21 protein-coding genes and 4 pseudogenes are annotated in these 20,856 nt (G+C 64.3%); 19 read left to right on the forward strand and 6 right to left on the reverse strand.

What is annotated here, in order from left to right; translation table 11 throughout:
• The first annotated feature begins 241 nt into the window (after nucleotides 1–241).
• Together IPM84_16775 and IPM84_16780 are read left to right on the forward strand one after the other, a co-directional pair.
• Nucleotides 242–1,009, forward strand: coding sequence for an ATP-binding protein (locus IPM84_16775; protein MBK9094384.1), 768 nt, complete (start codon nucleotides 242–244; stop codon nucleotides 1,007–1,009).
• A gap of 247 nt (nucleotides 1,010–1,256) precedes the next feature.
• Nucleotides 1,257–1,461: pseudogene (locus IPM84_16780) on the forward strand (AbrB/MazE/SpoVT family DNA-binding domain-containing protein).
• Nucleotides 1,462–1,542: 81 nt separating this feature from the next.
• Here IPM84_16780 and IPM84_16785 read toward each other — a convergent pair.
• Nucleotides 1,543–2,554 (reverse strand): annotated as a pseudogene (locus IPM84_16785) (NAD-dependent epimerase/dehydratase family protein).
• Between the two features lie 277 nt (nucleotides 2,555–2,831).
• Here IPM84_16785 and IPM84_16790 point away from each other — a divergent pair.
• The 17 genes and pseudogenes from IPM84_16790 to IPM84_16870 all read left to right on the forward strand — a co-directional run bounded on the left by IPM84_16790 (nucleotide 2,832) and on the right by IPM84_16870 (nucleotide 17,407).
• Nucleotides 2,832–3,170: a hypothetical protein gene (locus tag IPM84_16790; protein MBK9094385.1), complete on the forward strand. Its 339-nt coding sequence runs from the start codon at nucleotides 2,832–2,834 to the stop codon at nucleotides 3,168–3,170.
• A gap of 54 nt (nucleotides 3,171–3,224) precedes the next feature.
• Nucleotides 3,225–3,860, forward strand: coding sequence for an SUMF1/EgtB/PvdO family nonheme iron enzyme (locus IPM84_16795; GenBank protein MBK9094386.1), 636 nt, complete (start codon nucleotides 3,225–3,227; stop codon nucleotides 3,858–3,860).
• Nucleotides 3,861–3,876: 16 nt separating this feature from the next.
• Nucleotides 3,877–7,365, forward strand: a complete 3,489-nt coding sequence (locus IPM84_16800; GenBank protein ID MBK9094387.1) for an SIR2 family protein — start codon at nucleotides 3,877–3,879, stop codon at nucleotides 7,363–7,365.
• Nucleotides 7,316–7,510 (forward strand): annotated as a pseudogene (locus IPM84_16805) (PD40 domain-containing protein). Before IPM84_16800 ends, IPM84_16805 begins: the two are co-directional and overlap by 50 nt.
• A pseudogene (locus IPM84_16810) lies at nucleotides 7,432–7,638 on the forward strand (hypothetical protein). The pseudogenes IPM84_16805 and IPM84_16810 overlap by 79 nt, the downstream one beginning before the upstream one ends.
• A complete protein-coding gene (locus IPM84_16815) occupies nucleotides 7,560–8,321 on the forward strand; it encodes a PD40 domain-containing protein (protein MBK9094388.1) in 762 nt (253 codons plus the stop codon). Before IPM84_16810 ends, IPM84_16815 begins: the two are co-directional and overlap by 79 nt.
• Nucleotides 8,322–8,928: 607 nt before the next feature.
• A complete protein-coding gene (locus tag IPM84_16820; protein ID MBK9094389.1) occupies nucleotides 8,929–9,234 on the forward strand; it encodes a hypothetical protein in 306 nt (101 codons plus the stop codon).
• A 21-nt stretch (nucleotides 9,235–9,255) separates the two neighbouring features.
• The gene (locus tag IPM84_16825) at nucleotides 9,256–10,131 is read left to right on the forward strand and encodes a hypothetical protein (protein MBK9094390.1); all 876 of its coding nucleotides are present in this window, start codon (nucleotides 9,256–9,258) and stop codon (nucleotides 10,129–10,131) included.
• 180 nt (nucleotides 10,132–10,311) lie between these two features.
• Nucleotides 10,312–10,650 (forward strand): hypothetical protein, encoded by a 339-nt coding sequence (locus IPM84_16830; GenBank protein MBK9094391.1) that lies wholly within the window; start codon nucleotides 10,312–10,314, stop codon nucleotides 10,648–10,650.
• On the forward strand, nucleotides 10,634–10,939 hold the full coding sequence (locus IPM84_16835) for a hypothetical protein (protein MBK9094392.1): 306 nt from the start codon (nucleotides 10,634–10,636) through the stop codon (nucleotides 10,937–10,939). The genes IPM84_16830 and IPM84_16835 overlap by 17 nt, the downstream gene beginning before the upstream one ends.
• A 149-nt stretch (nucleotides 10,940–11,088) precedes the next feature.
• On the forward strand, nucleotides 11,089–12,093 hold the full coding sequence (locus IPM84_16840) for an SIR2 family protein (GenBank protein MBK9094393.1): 1,005 nt from the start codon (nucleotides 11,089–11,091) through the stop codon (nucleotides 12,091–12,093).
• Entirely contained in the window at nucleotides 12,090–13,682 is a 1,593-nt protein-coding gene (locus IPM84_16845) for a hypothetical protein (GenBank protein ID MBK9094394.1), read from the forward strand. Before IPM84_16840 ends, IPM84_16845 begins: the two co-directional genes overlap by 4 nt.
• Before the next feature lie 53 nt (nucleotides 13,683–13,735).
• A complete protein-coding gene (locus tag IPM84_16850; GenBank protein MBK9094395.1) occupies nucleotides 13,736–14,557 on the forward strand; it encodes a PD40 domain-containing protein in 822 nt (273 codons plus the stop codon).
• Entirely contained in the window at nucleotides 14,548–14,919 is a 372-nt protein-coding gene (locus tag IPM84_16855; GenBank protein ID MBK9094396.1) for a PD40 domain-containing protein, read from the forward strand. Before IPM84_16850 ends, IPM84_16855 begins: the two co-directional genes overlap by 10 nt.
• Nucleotides 14,920–15,216: 297 nt before the next feature.
• Entirely contained in the window at nucleotides 15,217–15,534 is a 318-nt protein-coding gene (locus IPM84_16860) for a hypothetical protein (GenBank protein ID MBK9094397.1), read from the forward strand.
• A gap of 35 nt (nucleotides 15,535–15,569) precedes the next feature.
• Entirely contained in the window at nucleotides 15,570–16,277 is a 708-nt protein-coding gene (locus IPM84_16865; GenBank protein MBK9094398.1) for a hypothetical protein, read from the forward strand.
• Nucleotides 16,277–17,407, forward strand: coding sequence for an MFS transporter (locus IPM84_16870; GenBank protein ID MBK9094399.1), 1,131 nt, complete (start codon nucleotides 16,277–16,279; stop codon nucleotides 17,405–17,407). Before IPM84_16865 ends, IPM84_16870 begins: the two co-directional genes overlap by 1 nt.
• A gap of 87 nt (nucleotides 17,408–17,494) precedes the next feature.
• Here IPM84_16870 and IPM84_16875 read toward each other — a convergent pair whose 3' ends face one another.
• The 5 genes from IPM84_16875 to IPM84_16895 form a co-directional block, all read right to left on the reverse strand.
• On the reverse strand, nucleotides 17,495–17,650 hold the full coding sequence (locus IPM84_16875) for a hypothetical protein (GenBank protein ID MBK9094400.1): 156 nt from the start codon (nucleotides 17,648–17,650) through the stop codon (nucleotides 17,495–17,497).
• A 25-nt stretch (nucleotides 17,651–17,675) separates the two neighbouring features.
• A complete protein-coding gene (locus tag IPM84_16880) occupies nucleotides 17,676–18,845 on the reverse strand; it encodes a M28 family peptidase (GenBank protein MBK9094401.1) in 1,170 nt (389 codons plus the stop codon).
• A gap of 361 nt (nucleotides 18,846–19,206) precedes the next feature.
• A complete protein-coding gene (locus tag IPM84_16885) occupies nucleotides 19,207–19,761 on the reverse strand; it encodes an AAA family ATPase (GenBank protein MBK9094402.1) in 555 nt (184 codons plus the stop codon).
• A gap of 45 nt (nucleotides 19,762–19,806) precedes the next feature.
• The gene (locus tag IPM84_16890) at nucleotides 19,807–20,358 is read right to left on the reverse strand and encodes a Uma2 family endonuclease (protein ID MBK9094403.1); all 552 of its coding nucleotides are present in this window, start codon (nucleotides 20,356–20,358) and stop codon (nucleotides 19,807–19,809) included.
• A 29-nt stretch (nucleotides 20,359–20,387) separates the two neighbouring features.
• Nucleotides 20,388–20,771, reverse strand: coding sequence for a hypothetical protein (locus IPM84_16895; protein MBK9094404.1), 384 nt, complete (start codon nucleotides 20,769–20,771; stop codon nucleotides 20,388–20,390).
• Nucleotides 20,772–20,856 lie beyond the last annotated feature (85 nt).

Genomic DNA, 20,856 nt, shown 5'->3' on the forward strand with positions numbered 1-20,856 from the left:
CGACCTGATCTACCTACGCATCGTGCATTGGGCGGCGCACACCCTGGAAAGTGACGTGGAAGCCGCACTGGAAACGTTTGCTGGAGAGTCCAGAAACCTGGGATGACACCGACGTTGAACGCTTGATCAAGTCTCCATCACCAGCGATACCCCAGTTGGCGACATCATCAGTCAATCTGGCCCAGTACGATGCCCTACTCAGGAGGTGAACGATGACAGTGCTTGAACCAATTGCGCAACACTGCAAACGCCTGCGGCTGCCCAGCATCGCCGAGGCCGTACCGGAAGCCCTGAGCCTGGCCCAGCAGCAGGACTGGTCTCTCGAGAGTTTCCTGCTCTATCTGTTAGAGCAGGGAAACAGCCGGTCGCCAGCAGCGTCGGGTTGAGCGCTTGCTACGTGAGGCTCACCACCCGACAAAACCCTGGCCGGTTTGAGCAGTCCCGGCTGCCTTTACGCTTGCGCCGCCAATTAGCTGGCCTGATCGAGGGCGGTTTCATCAAGGAGGCAGAAAACATATTGATTTTTGGCCAACCCGGGACTGGGAAAACACATTTGGCCGCCGCGTTGGCTTACGAATGGATTCACCACGATTACAGCGTCTGGTTCACTCCGACCTATAAACTGGTCGACGGCTTACTGCGAGCCAAACGGGACTATGCACTGGAACCGGAACTGAAACGGCTCGATCGCTTTCAGGTGGTCATCCTCGATGACATCGGCTATGTTCAGCAGAGCCGGGAAGAAATGGAAGTGTTATTCACTTTTCTGGCTGAGCGTTATGAGCGCCGCAGCGTAGTGATCACCTCCAATCTCGTGTTTTCACAGTGGGATCAAATCTCAACAGATCCCTTGACCACGGCCGCGGCGATCGACCGCGTGGTTCATCACAGTCGGATCATCGAGTTCGGGTCCGAAATGACCAGTATGCGAGCGGAAGCAGCCGCCCGCCGCCAATCACAGGAAATGGGTCAGGCTCAGCCTGGCCAGGTTGAGCAATTCCGAAACTAACCATTCAAAATGGGTAATTCTAATTGTCGCTGATGTGTAAATCTAATTGTCGCTTGACAGTTGAACCAGACAATTAAAAAATTCTCGCTCCTTAGGGTTCGTAAAAGAATTAGTTCCTGTATTTTGCCGAGAAAACGCTGAGAAACACGGGAAGTTATATTTTTACGAACCCTTAGCGTGCGTTTTTGATCAAGGTGTGCTAAAATCACGATACGTATTACGAACAGCTGATCGATAAGGAGACGGTATGGAAACGGTCTTGGTTTCTCCCAAGTTTCAAGTTGTGATTCCACGCGCAGTGCGGGAGGCGCTACGAATTCGGCCCGGTCAGAAGGTGCAAGTCCTGCAGTACGAAGATCGGATCGAGTTGATTCCTCTCCGACCAATCCATGAAAATGGGATTTCTCAGAGGCATTGATACAACCATCGAACGGGAGCCGGATCGCGCATGAACGTTGTTGATTCGTCCGGCTGGCTGGAGTATTTCGCTGAGAGGCCGTTGCAGAGCAAGGTGCAGGGGCACCACACCAGGTTTATGAGCTGGGAAAGGCCCGCAGGTAGGCCTGGATGATCGTATCCCAGACCTGGTTCGCCTCCTCGTCAATCGTCTGGCGGGCGGCGTCAGCCTCGAACCAGGCCAGGGCGCGGCGCACACCCTCTTGCCAGGCACCGTGGCTACAAAGTCAGGCACGAAGCGCTTGATCTTGCTGTTGTCGAACACCACGCTGCGCCTTGTCTCCCAGCAGGCTGCCATGTGCGTGCGGCCAGTGAGGCCGCGATCCAGGTCCGACGGGATGTGGATGATGTCAGGCTCCACGCCCAGGGCATGCAGGCCTGCACCGTGAGTTGATCCCAGGTCAACACTTCGTCCGAGGTGATGTGGAAGGCGTGCCCGATGGCCTGCTCACGGCCAAGAAGGCCAACGAAGCCTTTGGCAAAATCACCGTTCCAGGTCATCACCCACAGCGAGGTACCGTCGCCGGGAACGATGATCTTTTGCCCGCGGCGCATACGATCCAGGGCCGTCCACGGGTGCTGCCAACTGCCCATGCAGAGCGGAATCTGCGTCGGGCCGTAGGTGAGCGAGGGGCGCACGATGGTGATCGGGAAGCCTTCTTGACGATAGGCCGCCAGCAGACGCTCCTCGCAGGCGATCTTGTTGCGTGAGTAGTCCCAGAAGGGGTTGGCCAGCGGCGTGTCTTCGCTGATCAGATAGTGACCGGGCGGCTTCTGATAGGCGCTGGCCGAGCTGATGAAGACGAACTGGCGGGTCCGATTCCGAAACAGGCCGATGTCCTGCTCGATGTCGGCGGCCGTGTACGCGACCCAATCCACCACGGCATCGAAGAAATGTCCTTGCAGCAGCCGCGCGGCCGCGTCTGGCGCCTGGCGCACATCGGCCTGCCAGTGGACCGCGCCCGCGGGCAAGGGGTACCTGGCCGACAGACCGCGATTCATGACGAACAACTCCATGCCGCGCGCCACGGCCAACTCTGAGCTGGCTGAACTGATCAGCCCGCTGCCGCCGATGAACAAGACCTTCATGATTGATTCCTCTTTTCTGTTCTGCCTGACCGACCAGTAGATCACGGATGGCCTGGGGATTACATTATACGGTAACTGCTCAGCCAGGCAGTGAGAATGGTCACGATAGCGCGGTGCGCCCACAAAAACCGCGTCATTGCTCCCCTTGCCGGCCGATTTGGGCAGAATGAACGGGATGCACACGATTTTCGTCCTGCGGCGCCGGATTGGCGGCTGTGTGCGCATGTGCTAAAATAGCGTACTCTACTGTCACGTTGCCAACCCAGAGGGAGCCATCATGACCGCCGACCTCTTCGTCCCTTATTTGCTTGCCCTGCACACCCTGCTCGAACGGCTGGGGCGCGACCATGCCTTGACCGCCGACGCGTTGCTCTATCAACAGCGCCTGCAAGAAAACATCGAGCGCACGCGGCGTCACGGCGACAACGAAAATCGGCGCAGCGAGCGTTCCGAGATCATCGAGCCGCTCAACCGCCTGTGCCTCGACGCGCTGGGCGAGGATTTCAACGCGCTGGTGCGGCAGGCCCAGGTCGGGCTGGGCCAGGATGATGCCGCCGCCAGCCGCCGAAGCCCTTCGAGCCGCAGACGGTCTTCATCCCCGCCGGCCCCTTCCTGATGGGCAGCGACGACCCGCCGCGCGGCGCGGGAGCGACCTCAGCACAGCGTTGACCTGCCCGACTTCCGCATCGGCAAGTACCCGGTGACGAACCGGCAGTACGCTGCGTTCATCCGCCGCGCAAAGGCGCAAGATATGCCCAAGGACGCGGGCTGGTTTTTGCGCGAGCCGCCGGCCGATCGGCTCGACCACCCCGTGACCGGCGTCAGCTGGGGCGATGCGGTCGCCTACGGCCGCTGGCTCAGCAGCCAGACCGGGCGCCACTATCGCTTGCCCACGGAGGCCGAGTGGGAAAAGGCCGCACGCGGCACTGACGGGCGCCTCTACCCGTGGGGTCCGAACTGGGATCCCACCGGCTGCAACGCCGCGAGTGCCGCTACCACGCCGGTGACCGCGCATCCGGCCGGCGCCAGCCCCTACCGCTGCGAAGATATGCTGGGCAACGTCCAGGAGTGGACGAGCACCGCCTGGGGCAGTGGCCGTGACGCGCCGGACTACCCCTATCCCTACCGGGCCGATGATGGCCGTGAGGAGACGGACGCGGGCCACGCGGGCCAGGCGCTCCTTCGCCTGCAGCGCGGCGGCTCGTATCGCTCCCAAGGCGAAACCCTGCGCAGCACGGCACGCGGCATCTCGGCGCCAGACAGCAAGGTGCCCTGGCGCGGCTTCAGAGTGGCGATGACAATCTGATCGCAGAGGAGGCAGTATGGCACGCATCCGCACGACTCAGACTGAAGGCCGGCAGCCGGCCACCTGGCAGCAGACGGTGATCGAGCGTATCCGCGCCGGCAAACTGGTGCCAATCCTCAGCAACGCGATTGACGACGAGCTGGCGCTGGGCGGACATGCCGCGCTGCTGAAGGCCTACGCCGACTTCAGCCGCATCCCGCTGGAGGGCCGCAGCCTGGCCGAGATCGCGCAGTTCAAGGGCATCACCGACGAGGGGATTACCGACGCGCTGGCGTTGAAAGAGAACTACGTCAATTTCGTCAAGAGCCGCCTGTACGAGCTGGCCGAAGCCGGTCAGGCGGACCCGGAAGCGCTGGCTGACGTGGACGCGCAGTTTGACGATCTGAAGCTGGCGCAGATTTGCGAGCAGCTGCGCTTCCCCGGCTACGGCGACGCGCGCCGCCATCCCTTGCTGCTGCTGGCCGGGCTTGACCTGCCGATTTATCTCACCACCGGGTATCACGAGTTCCTGGAGGCCGCCCTGCGTCGCGCAGGCAAGCGGCCGCGCACCGATTTCTGCCGCTGGCACAAGAACATCGAAAGCAGCGAGCGCTACCCATCCGCGTTCGACGGCAGCTATGAGCCTAGCAAGCAAGAGCCGCTGGTCTATCACCTGCATGGGTTGGACCGCTACGAGGATTCGTTGGTGCTCACGGAGGATGACTACCTGACCTTCCTGGTCGCCTGCTCGCAGAACATCGGCAAGAACAGCGATCCGGTCCACGGCCGCGTGCGGCAGGCGCTGTCCGACTCGTCGCTGCTGCTGTTGGGGTATACACTGCAAGGGTGGGATTTCCGCTCGCTCTTCTGGGGTCTGGTCGTGCAACGCACCCGCACCCTCACCAGCGTCGTGTCCATCCAGTTAAAGCCCAGCGACGTCGAGCGCAGCTACCTGGAGAAATACCTGGCCAAATTCGACTTCAAGGTGTCGTGGGACGAGTTCCGGGACGTACGTCGCGACGTTGTCCAGGGAGGTGCTCGATTGACTGATCCATTCCCGGCAGGCGCCAACCCCTACGTCGGCCCGCGCACCTTCACGCGCGCCGACCGCGACCGCTTCTTCGGCCGCGAGCGCGAGACGCGCGAGCTGCTCTCGCTGGTGATCTCGCAGCGGCTGGTGCTCTTCTACGCGCAGTCGGGCGCGGGCAAAAGCTCGCTGATCAACACCCGGCTGGCGCCCGACCTGGAGGCTGCGGGCTTCGCGGTGCTGCCCGTGGCACGCGTGGGCGGCGAGCTGCCGCCGGGCCTGAGCGCGGTGAAGAATGTCTTCCTCTTCAACCTGATGACCAGTCTCGACGCCAGCGGCCGCGAGCCGGGCCGCCTGGCGCACCTGGAGCTGGCCGATTTCCTCGCGCGGCTGACCAGCGACGACGGGCAAACGTACACCTACGATGAGACGCTGGCCGGCCAGCCCGCCGGCGCGGCCGCGCCAGCCCCTGCCCTGCCCGCGGCCGGCGATGCGTACGCCGAGCCGAACTATGTCCTGATCATTGACCAGTTCGAAGAGATTTTCACCAGCCACCCCGGCCGCTGGCAGGAGCGCGCCGCGTTCTTCCAGCAGCTCGACGCGGCCTTGCGCGCGGACCGCCGGCTGTGGATCGTATTGAGCTTGCGCGAGGACTACGTGGCCGCGTTGGACCCCTACGCGCCGCTGTTGACCGACAAGCTGCGCGCCCGCTATTACATGGAGCGCATGGGCGTGGGCGCTGCGCTGGACGCCATTCGCAACCCGGCCGCGCTGGGCGGCCGGCCCTTTGCGGCGGGCGTGGCCGAGAAGCTCGTGGACGATCTGCGCCAGGTGCGCGTGCCCGGCCAGGAGGCCGCGGTGCCCGGCCAATACGTCGAGCCAGTGCAATTGCAGGTGGCCTGTTACCAGTTGTGGGAGAATATCCATGACCGCCCGCCGGGGCCGATCACGGCGACGGACCTGCAGGAAGCCGGCGATGTGAACAAGGCGTTGACGCAGTTCTACGAAGAGACGTTGGCGGCCGCGCTGGCCGATCCGGCCGCGGGGGTCAGCGAGCGGCGGCTGCGGGCCTGGTTCGACGGGGAATTGATCACCGAGGCTGGGACGCGGGGGCTGGTGCACCAGGCTGCGGATGAAACGGGCGGCCTGCCCAACGCGGTCGTGCGCGCCTTGCAGCGGCGCTTCCTGGTGCGCGCCGAAGCGCGGGGCGGCGATGCGTGGATCGAGCTGGTGCATGATCGCTTTGTGGAGCCGATCCGCCAGTCGAACCGGGCTTGGTTCAGCCGCAACCTGAACCCGCTGACCCTGGATGCGCAGGCCTGGCTGGATGCCGGCAAGCCGCCGAGCAAGCTGTACAGCGGCTCGCACGCTGGCTGCGGCCACGGCCCTGGTTCAGGCAGCCTGGCCGAGTTTGGTGACCTGGAGCGGACTTTCCTGGAGGCGGGGCAGCAGGCCGAGACCCGGCGCGCCGCGCGCCGGCAGCGGGCTATCGCCTGGGGCGCGGCGGCTTTGTCGGTGGTTTTCATCGCTTTGGCCGTGTGGGCGATGTGGAGTCGTGGACAGGCGCAGGATGCGCGAGAGGCAGCCGAAGCCAAGGCGAATGAGGCTACGTGCTACGCCACCGCGGTGGCAGCTCAGGCAGACGCGGTGGCGGCGCAGCGGAAAGCCGAAACGCAACGGATTGCGGCCGACCAGGCGCGCCAGGAGGCTGAGGCCGCTAAAGCAGAAGTCGAGCGCCTGACGCGCGGCATCCGCGCCGACCAGTTGACGGCCAATGCGCTGAAGCTACTGAATGAGAATCCGCCGTTGGCGTTGTTGCTGGGTGTAGAGGGGGTGAACGTCCAGCGCGCCTTTTCCGAGACCGTGGTGGCTTCCGTCTTGTCCAACATGCACGATCTGCTGCGGCAGACAGGCGGGACGTCGTTGGTTGGACATGAGGATCGGGTCAACGCCGTGGCCTTCAGCCCGGACGGTCGCTGGCTCGCCACCACCAGCTCGACAACACCGCCCGTCTGTGGGAGGTTGGGGAACCCCACCACCGCACCCCGCGCCCTGGCTGGACATACGGATTTTGTCCGCGCCGTGACCTTCAGCCCGGACGGCCGCTGGCTCGCCACCGCCAGCGACGACAACACCGCCCGTCTGTGGGAGGTTGGGAACCCCACCACCGCACCCCGCGTCCTGGCTGGACATGCGGACTTTGTCACCGCCGTGGCCTTCAGCCCGGATGGCCGCTGGCTCGCCACCGCCAGCGACGACAACACCGCCCGCCTGTGGGACCTGGCGAACCCCGCTGCCGCACCCCGCGACTGTCCGTGCCGTGGCCTTCAGCCCGGATGGTCGCTGGCTCGCCACCGCCAGCCAGGACAATACCGCCCGCCTGTGGGAGGTCGCCAACCCCACCGCCGCCCCCCGCGTCCTGGCCGGGTATGCGGAGTCTGTCTCCGCCGTGGCCTTCAGTCCGGACGGCCGCTGGCTCGCTACCGCCAGCGAAGATAAAACCACCCGCCTGTGGGAGGTCGCGAACCCCACTGCCACCCCCCGTATCCTGGCTGGGTATGCGGGATGGGTCTCCGCCGTGGCCTTCAGTCCGGACGGCCGCTGGCTCGCCACCGCCAGCTACGACGGTACCGCCCGCCTGTGGAGGTCGCGAACCCCGCCGCCGCACCCCGCGTCCTGGCTGGGCATGAGGGATGGGTCTCCGCCGTGGCCTTCAGCCCGGACGGCCGCTGGCTCGCCACCGCCAGCCACGACAACACCGCCCGCCTGTGGAGGTCGCCAACCCCGCCGCCGCACCCATCGTCCTGCGTGGACACACGGATTATGTCTCCGCCGTGGCCTTCAGGCCCGGACGGCCGCTGGCCCGCCACCGCCAGTTGGGACAGCACCTCCCGCCTGTGGAGGTCGCCCACCCCGCCGCCGCACCCCGCGTCCTGGCTGGGCATGCGGATGCAGTCTTCGGCGTGGCCTTCAGCCCCGACGGCCGCTGGCTCGCCACTGCCAGTTTGGACAGCACCTCCCGCCTGTGGAGGTCGCCAACCCCGCCGCCGCACCCATCGTCTTGGGCCAGGGATGCGAGTATTGTCCGTGCCGTGGCGTTCAGCCCGGACGGCCGCTGGCTCGCCACCGCCAGTGGGGACGGTACCGCCCGCCTGTGGGAGGTCGCGAACCCCGCCGCCGCACCCATCGTCTTGGCTGGGCATGCGGATGAAGTCTTCGGCGTGGCCTTCAGCCCGGACGGCCGCTGGCTCGCCACCGCCAGCGCAGACAACACCGCCCGTCGATGTGGGAAGTCGCCAACCACGCCGCCGCACCCCCCGTCCTGGCTGGGCATGCGGCACGGGGCTTCGGCGTGGCCTTCAGCCCGGACGGTCGCTGGCTCGCCACCGCCAGCGACGACAAGACCGCTCGCCTGTGGGAGGTCGCGAACCCCGTCGCCGCACCCCGCGTCCTGATCGGGCATGAGGGGTCTGTCTCCGCCGTGGCCTTCAGCCCGGACGGCCGCTGGCTCGCCACCGCTGGCGACGCCACCGCCCGTCTGTGGGAGGTCGCCAACCCCGCTGCCGCCCCGCGCGTCCTAGCTGGGCATACGGCTGGTGTGGAAGCGGTGGCCTTCAGCCTGGACAGCCGCTGGCTCGCCACCGCCAGTTACGACAAGACCGCCCGCCTGTGGGAGGTCGCGAACCCCGTTGCCGCCCCCCGCGTCCTGGCTGGACATACGAATATTGTCCGCGCCGTGGCCTTCAGCCCGGACGGCCGCTGGCTCGCCACCGCCAGCGACGACAAGACCGCCCGCCTGTGGATCTGGCGCGTCGAGGAGTTGATTGACCTGGCCTGCGCGACGGCCGGGCGCAATTTGAGCCAGGAGGAATGGCAGCGCTATTTTGCCGATCAACCGTATCGAAAGACGTGCGAGCAGTGGCCGGCAGGGAAATAAACCATGAGGCCAGTCGAGCGATGCCGGGCACGCCGGATACCGCCGCTTGCGTTCCGCGGGAACCTGGCTACAATCCATCCAGACGAGCACGCAACGATGAAACGAGGGTAGAGGGGAGTTTGTTCATGCCCTTTCAGATTGATGGCGCCTTGTACCTGGACGTCGAACCGCCGTCCGAGCTGGCGACGCTGGGCGATCAGGTTGATTTCCTGGCCCGGCTGTGCGCCGCGGCCGACTTCGGCCTGCTGCCCTGGCCGGAGACTGTGCAAGAAATCCGGCGGCAAGCATGGCGAGCGGCGGTGGACGCGTGCCGGTTGTTGACCTCGCCTACCTATCATCTGTTGCGCCGCTGGCAAGGACTTACCCCTTTGCCGTATTTGGGCCAACAGCTTGCCTATATCCGTAGCGATCCCAACCTGGCCTACGTTTAGTCTCAATAAGGAGCGACCCTCATGGAACGACGAACCCAATCCCGCGGCGACTGCGTCTATTGCGGCCGCGAAATGACCCGCGGCGGCTTGGCCCGCCATCTCCCGACCTGCGCCAGGCGCCTGGAGGCCCAGGCCGAGGCGAACAAAACGCAGCAGCGCAAACAGGCCCTCTACCACTTGCAGGTGCAAGACGCCTACGCTGGCGCCTTTTGGCTGCACCTGGAGATGCGCGGCGAAGCGACGTTGAAGGATTTGGATCATTACCTGCGCGAAATCTGGCTGGAGTGCTGCGGCCACCTGAGCGCGTTCGAGATCAGCGACGTGCGCTATACCCAGCTGCTTGACGAAGGCATGGCGTGGGACGAGGAGCGAGGGATGAACGTGAAGGTGGACACCCTCTTCACGCCCGGCCTGGAGATTCCCTACGAGTACGACTTCGGCACCACGACCGATCTGATCATCAAAGTCGTGGCTCAGCGCGAGGACCGGCCGACCACCGAGCATCCCATCGTGCTGATGGCGCGCAACAAGTTCGAGCCGCCGTCGTGTATGGAGTGCGATAAGCCGGCCACCCAACTGTGCAACGAGTGCATGTACGACCGCGAAGACGGTCGGTGCGAGAGTTGTGCGACGAGCACGCTGAGGAGCACGAGCACGACGAGTCCATCCTGCCGCTGGTCAACTCACCGCGCGCGGGTCAATGCGGCTACATCGGGCCGGCCGAGCCGCCGTATTGACGTCTCTTGGCTCCCGGCGACCTGCGGGGTGACACGCAGGCGCGCTCAACCAACACCGCCCGACCGTGGAACGGATCGGGCTACGAGGTGGAAGGCGCCCACGAATGGCGGGCCTGGGAGTACGGGCATTGCCAGCCCCGGCGGGGCTGGCATCTCGTAGCCGGATGGCTTTTGGCCTCCGGCGGTGTTGATCGGAGGATGGCATCTGCCCTCGACTCCGGCAGGCGTGCGGTCCTGGACGCGCTCAGGGGCGACCGCGCGATCATCGGTTTGCACCCTCATTTCAACCAGGGTACAATTGCCCTGTGGGGCGACCCAACGATACGAACGAGGCCAGACGATGGACTTTCAGCGCCCAAGCAATATCCCCAAACACGCCGCCAGCAAGATGGTGGCGCTCGTTGAACGTGGAGCGCCGCGCGATTTTCGAGATATCTACGCGACCTGCCGTGCCGGATTAACGACGCCGAGCCAATGTTGGGCGCTTTGGCGGCAACGCCAGATGCTTTCAGGTAGCGACATAGACGTCACGCGCGCCAGGCTGGCGCTGCAAATTCACTTGGAACGAATCGCCCTGCTGCGGCCGTTGGCCCAAATCGCAAATCTGGAAGAGCGAAGCGATGCGGAGCATCTGCGGAATTGGTTCGCCGAGGAGTTTGTCAATGACGCTGGAAATTGATGGGGCGTTATACCCTGACGTTGATCCTCCCGTGGAGCTGGACACCCTGGGCGATCAGGTTGATTTTCTGGCTCGTTTGTGCGCCGCCGCCGACTTTGGGCTGCTTCCAGAGCCAGAGACCATGCAGGAGCTTCGACAGCCGGCCTGGCGAGCCGCGGTGGATGCCTGCCGGCTTTTGACGTCCCCGATCTACCATCTGCTGCGTCGCTGGCAGGGTCTTTCCCCCTTGCCGTATCTGGGCCAACAGCTTGCCTATATCCGCACCGATCCTCACCTGGCCTACGTTTAGATTCCGAAAAGGAGCCTGAGCAGGGACCCCCGACCGTGAACGGCTCGGACTACGGGCGGAAGGCTCCTCCGACAGACTCAGGACGACGCCTGCGGGACGGGATCCGCCGCCGCGACAGCCCCGCAGGGGGCTTCCATGGAGCACACACCATGCCTCTCATCATGGATGACGACAGCCCAGCCCTCGACACCGGCCGGCTGACCTTTCGCGAGCGCCTGCGCACGGGGCGGGCGGTGCCGATCGTCAGCAACCGGGCCATCTATGACCGGCTGCTGGGCGGCTACGAGCCGTTTCTGGCCGGCTATGCCCGCTACGTCAGGTATCCCCTGCCCCTGGGCCAGCCCGACAGCCTGGTCACGCTGGTCAAGTATCACAAGCACCGGCCGCGGGAGAAGCCACTGACCGACCAGGCCCTCAAGTTCGACTACCTGAACTACGTCAAGAACTACCTCTATCGCCTGGCCAAGGCTGAGGGCGTGGACACCGACACCCTGGACGGGGCCGCGGCCGAGATGGATCAGGTGTCGGCCTCGGAATTCGCCAACCGGTTGGGCTATCCCCGCTTCACCGGCCAGGATGACCCGCTGCTGCTGCTCGCCAACCTGCCCTTCAAGACCATCCTCACCACCAGCCCCTTCACCTTCATCGAAGATGCGCTGCGCCGCGCCGGCAAGGCCCCGCGCAGCGAGGTCTGCCGCTGGACCAAGGATCTCAAGGACACCATCCCCACGACCATTGACGACCGCTACCAGCCCAGCGCCGGGGAGCCGCTGGTCTACCACCTGCTGGGGCTGGATCGCTACGTAGATTCGCTGGTGTTGAGCGAGGACGATTACCTGGACTACCTGGGCAACCTCTGCGAAGGCCAGGGCGATCAGTCGAAGGATTACGTGCCTGCACTGGTGCGCCGGGCCTTCTCCGACGATCTGATCGTGCTCGGCTTCAGCCTGGATAGCTGGGCCTTCCGCGTGCTCTACGCCGGGCTGATCAAGCGCAGCGGCAAGGCCAAGGATCGGGGCGTCTGCACCATCCAGTTGCCCGACAGCCCCGATCAGCGCAGCTTCCTGGAAGACTACATGGCGCGCGAGGCCAAGTTCCAGGTCTTCTGGGGCAGCCTGACCGAATACGCCCAGAAGGAGTTGCGTAGCCCATGACCCAGCCATCCAACTCCCAAGCTCCCAACTTCCCAATTTCCCAGTCCACCAACCCCTACGTCGGCCCGCGCACCTTCACCGAGCGGGAGGGGCGCTTCTTCTTTGGCCGCGAGCGCGAGGCGCGTGACCTGACCGCGCGCATCGTCTCCGAGCGTCTGCTGCTCTTCTATGCGCAGTCGGGCGCGGGCAAAAGCTCGCTGCTGCACGCCCGCGTCATCCCCAAGCTGCGGGACGAGGAGCGTTTCCAGGTGCTGCCGGTGGGCCGGGTGTCGGGCGAGCTGCCGACCGGCGCCGGCGCGGTAGACAATATCTACGTCTTCAACCTGATGACCAGCCTGCACCAGGGGGATGATCAGGCCGCGCAGTTCGCCCGCGTCACGTTGAGCGACTTCCTGGCGCGGCTGGCGCGCGAGACCGTGACTGATGCCGATGGTCAGCGCAGTTGGCGCTGGGTCTACAAGCCGGAGATGGCGGTCGCACGGCCCGCCGCCGGCGCCGCGCAGGCAGCCGCCGGCCCGCGCTTCGTCCTGATCGTTGACCAGTTCGAGGAACTGATCAACGGCCATCCCGACCGCTGGCGCGAGCGGGAGGATTTCTTCCGCCAGCTCAACCAGGCGCTGCTGGACGATCCCAACCTGTGGGTCGTGCTGACGCTGCGCGAGGACTACGTCGCCGCGCTGGACCCCTACGCCGAACTGACCTTCAACCGCCTGCGGGCCCGCTTCTATATGGAGCGCATGGGGAAGGACGCCGCGTTGGACGCGATCCGTGAGCCGGCGCGGTTGGGCAGCCGGCCGTTCGCAGCCGGCGTGGCCGAGCAGTTGGCCGATGATCTGCGCCAGGTGCGCGTGCCTGGGCAGGAGGCGACCATCGCCGGCCAGTACGTCGAGCCGGTGCAGTTGCAGGTGGTCTGTTACCAGTTGTGGGAGAATCTCGCGGCGCGTTCCCCCCTCGCCCTGGCAGGGAGAGGGGCCGGGGGTGAGGGCGAGATCACGATCGCTGCCCTGGCAGGGAGAGGGGCCGGGGGCGAGGGCGAGATCACGATCGCCGACCTGGCGCAGGCTGGCAACGTAGATCAGGCGCTGGCCGCGTTTTACGAGAGCGCCGTTGCCAGCGTGGTAGGTCAACCGGCCCTGGGCGTGAGCGAGCAGCAACTGCGCACCTGGTTCTCGACGAAGTTGATCACCGAAACGGGCACGCGCGGCACCGTCTTTCGGAATGAGCCACGCGGTGAGACCGCCGGCCTGCCCAACGCGGCCGTGGATGTGCTTGCACGCCAGTTCTTACTGCGCACGGAGTTGCGCGCCGGCGGGTCGTGGGTGGAACTGGTCCACGATCGGTTCGTGGAGCCGATCCTGCGCGCCAACCGCGCGCGGCAGACGCCCCTGGCGCTGGACGCGGAGGCGTGGCTGGCCGCGAGGCGTAATCCGGATCTGTTCTACGAGGGGCAGAAATTGCAGGATGCGCTGCAGCAAATCGAGCTGCAGCCTGACGAACACACGGAGGTTGAGCGTGAGTTCTTGCGGCTCAGCCAGCAGGAACAGGACCGGCGGCAAGCGCTGCGCCGCAGACGGATGCAGGAGCCTTAGCCCTGGCCCAAAGGGGCACAGCGGAGGCCGCCAGCACCCAGGCGGTGGTCGCGTTGGCTACCGCCCAGGCGGCCAACACGGCCCAGGTGCAGGCGATGCAGGACCTGGAGGCCGCTCTGCAGACCAACCTGACCGCGCTGGCCCTGTCAGCGACGCCGTCTACGGCGACGCCGTTACCAACATCTACAGCGTCGCCCACTGAACCGCCGGCCACGCCCACATTCGCGCTCAGCCCCACTTCAACGGTCTCCGGCGTCACGCCGCGACCCACTGCGACCGCCAAGCTGCGACCCACCGCAACCGCCACACGCACCGGCACTCCGACGCCCTCATCCACCAGCAATCCATTGGTGGTTGCTCAACAGACGCAGTTGGCCGGGGTGCGGGCGACGCAGACGGCGCTGGCGGTTGCTCCTCCGACAGGCCACATTGTCTTTGTATCCAACCGCGCCAGTCAAGAAGACCTCTTCATGATGAATGCAGACGGGCGACAACGGCCGAGGAGCGTTGGAGCCTTCGATGGGGGACGCAAGCCGAGTTATAGCTGGAACAGCGGTCTGTTGGCCTTTGGGAAGATGCAACCGATTTCGCCCTGGGAGTTATCAATCTATGTCAGGCCGATCAAGGGCGGCAATGAGCAGCGCGTCACAAAGCCTGAGGACTGGAACTACTGGGTGCCGAGCATTTCCCCGGATGGTTCGTTCATCGCGGCTGCCTCGTCACACGTCAACGTGAACTCCGGGATCGTCATCATAGACCTTGCTGGGAACGTGGTCAGTCAGATTACGAACCAGAACCCTGCCAGGAGTTGGAGGCCTTCCTGGTCACCGGACGGCCAGAGTCTCGCGTATGCTTCAGAACCGGGGTGTTGGTGAAAATCGCTCCGACATCTGGGTCCAGAAACCTGAAGTCAGGGAAAGAACTGCGTCTAACCAATGGTGATGCCAGGACGAGCGATCCCGTATGGTCTCCGGATGGCCGTTATCTTGCCTACATCAGTGATCGGGACGGGAACAAGGATGTCTGGCTGATGGAGGCGAACGGACGGAAGCCCATCAATTTGACGCGGTCGCCAGAAGACGAGGAGTATCCATCGTGGTCACATGATGGGAGCTGGCTCGCTTTCACACGCAAAGTGCCAAATCAGCAGATCTTTCTCATGCGCGCTGACGGGAGCCAGGTGCGCAATCTCACGCAGAACTCGATTGAGGACTTTCAGTCCGTCTGGGTTCCATAGAGAAACCTACTGGAGCCTGCCCTTCCGCGGAACGAATCGGGCGGCGAGATGGTGGAAGGCCCTGGCGGGCCTGGAGGGTGGCGTACATGCAGCCCCACCGGGGCTTGCATCTCATAGCCGGGCGGCCTCCGGCCTCCGGCGGTGTTGATCGGAGGATGGCATCTCCCCTCGACTCCGGCAGGCGTGCGGTCCAGGACGCGCTCAGGGGCGACCGCCCGATCATCGGTTTGCACCCTCATTTCAACCAGGGTACAATTGCCCTGTGGGGCGACCCAACGACACGAACGAGGCCAGACGATGGACTTTCAGCGCCCAAGCAACATCCCCAAACACGCCGCCAGCAAGATGGTGGCGCTGGTCGAGCGCGGCGCCCCGCGTGACTTTCGAGATATCCATGCCGTTTGCCACGCAGGCCTGGCGACTCCCGCTCGGTGCTGGGAATTGTGGCGCCAACGTCCAACGCTTACCGGCAGTGACACCGATACCGGCCGCGCGACGCTGGCACTGCAGATCCATCTGGAGCGTATTGCCCTGCACCGGCCTCTGGCGCAAATCGTTGATCCGCATGACCGAGCCAGCGCCGCTTGTGCGGATGACATCTCCGCACTATTCTGAACACACCAAAATCAGCCATCCACAAGGAGACCACCATGTCAGGCCCACAAACTCGCGGTAGTTGTGTATTCTGCGGTCGGGAATTCGCCAAGGGCGGGCTTTCCCGGCATCTGCCAACATGCCCCAAACGGCAAGAGGCTCAGGCGACAGCCGATGCTACCAAGCGCCAACACCAGACCCTCTATCATCTCCAGGTGCAGGATGCCTGGGGCGCCGGCTATTTCCTGCATCTGGAGATGCGCGGCAAAGCGACGCTGAAAGACCTGGACGAGTACCTGCGCGCCATCTGGCTGGAGTGCTGCGGGCACTTGAGCTCCTTCAAGATCGCAGGCGCCAGGTACGACAACACGGCCGGTCTCTGGGGCGAGAACGAAGGCCCCTTGATGAACGCGGTGAAGGTGAGCAGCATCTTCCAGCCAGGTCTGGAGCTGTCATACGAGTATGATTTCGGCACGACCTCGAAGCTGACCATCAAGGTCATTGCGGAGCGCGAGGGCAAGCCGCTCACCGAGCATCCGATCTTCCTGATGGCGCGCAACAAGTTCGAGCAGCCGTCATGTAGCGTTTGCGGCGCGCCCGCGACCTGGTTGTGCTTCGAATGCATGTATCACGAAGATCAGAAATGTGAATTGTGCGACGAGCACGCCCAGGAGCACGAACACGAGGAGATGGTGATGGCGCTGGTGAACTCGCCGCGCACGGGCATGTGCGGGTATGATGGGCCGGCCGAACCGCCGTACTGATGATCCGGCCGAAGGCGGCGTACTTCTTCTACTTTGCGGCGGGCGCGTGCCTGTTGCCATTCCTGGCGCTCTACTATGCCCAAAACGGCATGTCGGCCAGCCAGATCGGGCTGCTCTCTGGCCTGCTCCCGCTGGTGACGCTGGTCAGCGCGCCGCTGTGGGGCGGCCTGGCTGATGCGACGCAGCGACACCGGCCGGTGTTGCTGCTGGCGATGGCGGGCAGCATCGTCGTGGTGGTGGCCCTATCGCAGACGAGCGGGTTGCGCTGGCTCATCCCGTTGGTCATCCTGAATGCCTTCTTCTTGGCGCCGGTCATCCCGCTGGTTGACAACACCGTCTTGACCATGCTGGGCGACCGCAAGAGCCTGTACGGCCGGCAGCGCATCGGCGGCGCGTTCGGGTGGGGCCTGATGGCGCCGGTCGCGGGCTGGCTGATTGACCGGGCCGGCATGTCGGCCGCCTTCGGCGGCTACGCGCTGCTGATGCTCGGCTGCCTGGTCACGGTGGCGGGGCTGCCCATCGAACGCGCCGGCGGCCGCGGCTCTTATTGGCGTGGGGTGGCCGCCCTGCTGCGCAACGGGCCGTGGGTGATCTTCCTCGCCAGCATCCTGATCGGCGGCCTGGCGCTCTCCATCGAGATGAGCTTCCTCTTCCTCTACATGGAGCGGCTCGGCGCCAGCAAGACGCTGATGGGGATCACGCTGGCGGTTTCGACGGTCAGCGAGCTGCCGGTTTGGTTCTTCGCAGACCGGCTGATCGAGCGCCTGGGCACGCGCAAAGTGCTGGCGCTCTCGCTGCTGGCGTGCGCCGTGCAAGGTTTCGGCTACAGCCTGATGACGAACCCGCTGGTCGCGCTGCCGATCCAACTGCTGCATGGCCTGGCGTTCTCCGCCAGTTGGGCCGCGGGTGTGGCGCTGTCGGGCGAAATCGCGCCAAAGGGAATGGGCGCGACCGCGCAGGGAGTGTTCGGCGCGGTGTCGTGGGGCGTACGCGCGATGCTGGGGTCAGTGTTGGGCGGGCTGCTGTTCGAGTATTTCGGCCCCGCGGCCGCCTTCCGCTGGGGCGGCGTCGCGGCGCTGGTGGGGATTGGGTTTTTGTGGGTGGCGAGCCGGCGCACAGAGGCTCGATAGGCTGATTCACGAGGAACGCGCCGGAGGCGGGCAGCCGCAACGATAATCAGGCTGGTTGCCCAGCCATCGAAGCTCGGCGGGGCCGCGTTACGTCGAGACCGCCTCCTGGCTTGTCTCATACTTCTGCCGCACATCCTCCAACCGCCGGATGCGCCCTGCGATCTTCTGTTGGCGCGCCCGACGGATTGTTGCCAGAAAAGCCGGATGTCTGGCGATCAGATCGTCTGCCACATCATCTTCCATGCCGATCCTGGTCAAGTGGATAGGTTCAGCTCGCCACGATCTCCCGCACGAGCGCCACTACCTCGGCCAGTTTTTCCACGCTCACTTTGTCCATCGTATCGGTCGGGAAATGAGCCAGGTTGAAGGCGCCCTGGGAGCTGAACGCGAGAGCGGGCACGCCGCGGAAGGAGAAGGTCGAGTGGTTGCTCTGCGGCCACGGCTCCGTCCATTGCAGCGCAGGGTAGCGAGCCACGATCGCTTCCAGACGGGCGGTCAACGCTGGAGAGGTGTTGAATCGGGCAACAGTGTTCGGCCCGTTTACGTAGCCGGCGCCGTCCATGTTGATCGCCAGGGCGACCTCGGCGAAGGAGGCCTCGCCGGCGCGGCGCACGTATTCATCATCGCCGATCGGCAGATATTCCTCGCTGTCGAAGGCGATGAACTCCAGGTCGAACGGCAGCACCGCGCCGCGCAGGGTTTCCGCCAGCGCCAGCAGCGCGGCGGCGCCGCCAGCATTGTCGAGCGCGCCGGGGGTATTGAAGCGTGTGTCGAAGTGCGCCATCAGCGCCATGCGCTGCGGAGGCGCGCCGGGCGGACGAGCGCCGGGTTTGCGCGCCACGATGTTGGCGGCGGTCGCGGGGTATTTGGCGCAGTCCAGGCGCAGATGGAGCGGCGCCGGTTGGGCCAACAGGCGCTCGATGACGGCAACCGGCGTGGTGGCGGCAGGAATCTCCAGCTCCCAGTCGGCGGTGAACTGTTCGTACTGCGGCGTGGGCGGGGGCGGCGCCAGCACCGCGGCCGGTCGTTTGCTTTCCAGCAGCCCGATGATGGCGTGGTCGCGCTCGCCGGCCAGGAACCATGACTTGGGCGCCAGCGGTTCATTCACCAGCTCGCCGTGCAACAGCGCGATCCGGTCCGTCAGGTCGGCTGCGGCCAGCTCAGTCAGCGTGGCTGCAGGAACAACCGTCGCAGTCACGTCGCACGCGGGCGAAAAGGCGTTGGCCTCGACCGGCAGGGCATCGCCTCCGGCGGACAGCCAGGCGCCTGCGCACTGCCAGCCGGTGCAGGCGTAGGTCTGTTCCTCGACGACCAGCCCCAGGGCGCTAAAAACGTCACGCACGTAGGCGGCCGCGGCCTGGTTGGCCGGCGAGCCAACGGGTCGGCAGCCGATCTCGACGCTCAGTTTGTGAAGATGGCGGGTCAATTGGGTATGCATGTCATCCTCAACGCAAATGGTGATTTCATGGTGTCTCTGCTTTCTCACTGTCCGCGGGCCATGCAGACCAGGTTGGGCCGCTGACGCCACTATCGCGCTGGAGTGCGGAGAAGTTCCCCCTGCCGTGGGAGGAGTTCCTACCTGGTCAAGTGGACAGGTTGCTGCGATCGAGCAACTTTGCGCGGCTGCGTGCGAATTTTGCCATGATGTATTCAGATCCCGGCAGCTTGAAGGCGATGCTCGGAACGCTTCAGGCGACTCTGCTCACCATGTTGGCCAGCCTGCTGGGATGAGTCCCGCAGCTATCTGCTGCCGCGTGAACTGGGGCCACGGCGCTCGCAGAACTGACGCCCTGGCCGTCCTAGAGCGTTTTCGTCTGCCAACCGGCGATGCCCCGGACGGCCGTATCGAAATTGACTCCCATCCGGAAGGCCTGTTCGACTTCCCGATTGGGATAGCCGAGCCGGTAGAGTTGCCGTTCCGGATCGTAGCCTTTGATGGTCAGATAGCCCGTCTGGTAGAGCAGGGGCAGAACCTGCAGCCGTTCGATGTCATAGCTGCTGAAGGCCAATTCGCCAACGTTCAGATCGTCCAGTTGTCGGATGTCGTAGTGCTGGTTTTGGATCAGTTGGATCAGGAAAGTGGGCGTGCCGCTCTCGAACCAGTAATTGCGGAAATCCTGGCCGTCCAGCAGGAGCAGTAGCGAAAAGGGATTGTACACCGTCTCGCCGCGGCGCGAAAAAGCGAAGCCGTTGTACCAGCTCCGTATCTCGGCCAGGATGGTGGACAGATCGCACCCCTCTCTATCGGCAAAGCTCTGCAGGTAGTCCCCGAAGTTTTGCTCGGTAGAAGCTTGCGCATGATTGCCTCCGTCTATCGAGTGCGTTGGACCGCATTCATTGTCCCGATTGCTCACCTCTCGTGCTGCAACGCTCGCCAGTTCGGCGCCTCGAGGCGCACCTCAGACGCTGAACAAATCTGCCACCTTGACCGCAAATCCGGCCAATACGCCCTCGCCGGTCAGCGTGTCATCTTCATTGAATTCCTCGATCATGGTGGGCGAATGAAAGACCAATACCTTGCGCGCCGACGGTTCGACGACCCAGACCCATGTCACACCGATGGCGAAGTATTCGGCCAACTTCTCGCGCAGGTCCTGCCAGCGGTCATCGGGTGACATGATCTCCACCACCAGGTCGGGCGCCACGGTCAGATAGCCCTTGACCGGCTGCGCCAGGCGGCTCGTCGAGATGAAGGCGATGTCGGCGGCGCGCACGCGATCCGGATTGCGCCGCGTGTAGATGCCAACCTCGCCGCCTGTGACTCGCCCCAGGCGCTGCCGACGCACGAAGGCGCGCAATTCACTTCCCAGGTTGAACTCAATCGTCCCGTGCTCATCGCCGGTTGGGGTCATGGTCACAATCCTCCCATCAATCAGCTCGCTCGGGCCGATGTCGCCCAGCGCCAGCAGTTCTTCTCCGGTTATCGGCTTCGTCGCCATCATGACACCCATCGCATCACCTCAATTTCCGCATCGAAGATCTATTCGATCCATTGCTCAATGGCGTTCAAGAATTCCTCGAAGCGCACTTTTTCACATAATCGGTGTTCGTCAGGATTTTCGAAGGGATGAATATGCCAACCAACAAAAGCATTGTCTGCTCCAAAAATGCGTTGGTTGTCTTGGATGAGCGTGTAGGAGCATGTGCTGTTGATCGGGTTGTAGTAGACGTCAATGAAGGCGTCAATGGTCAAGAAAACTCGCGTCTTCGTCACAGCGTTGTCCAGCACCCGAACATCGTAACTGACAACCAAAGCAGACTGGTCACAGATTCGGCGCAGACGTTCGATGAATTGGGATAGAGTCAAGCCAGCCATTGCAGGATGTCGTTCAGTTTCTTGCGGCGGGTTATCAAGCTGTCCCACTCGAAGTAATCACGTTCGATCCGGTATGAAGTTGGAGCCTGCAGTTCGCCGCTGCGACCACCTTTGGAACTGCTCGAAGTTCATT

Origin of the sequence: Candidatus Amarolinea dominans (genome assembly GCA_016719785.1) — a bacterium.
Taxonomy (GTDB): Bacteria; Chloroflexota; Anaerolineae; order SSC4; family Amarolineaceae; genus Amarolinea; species Amarolinea dominans.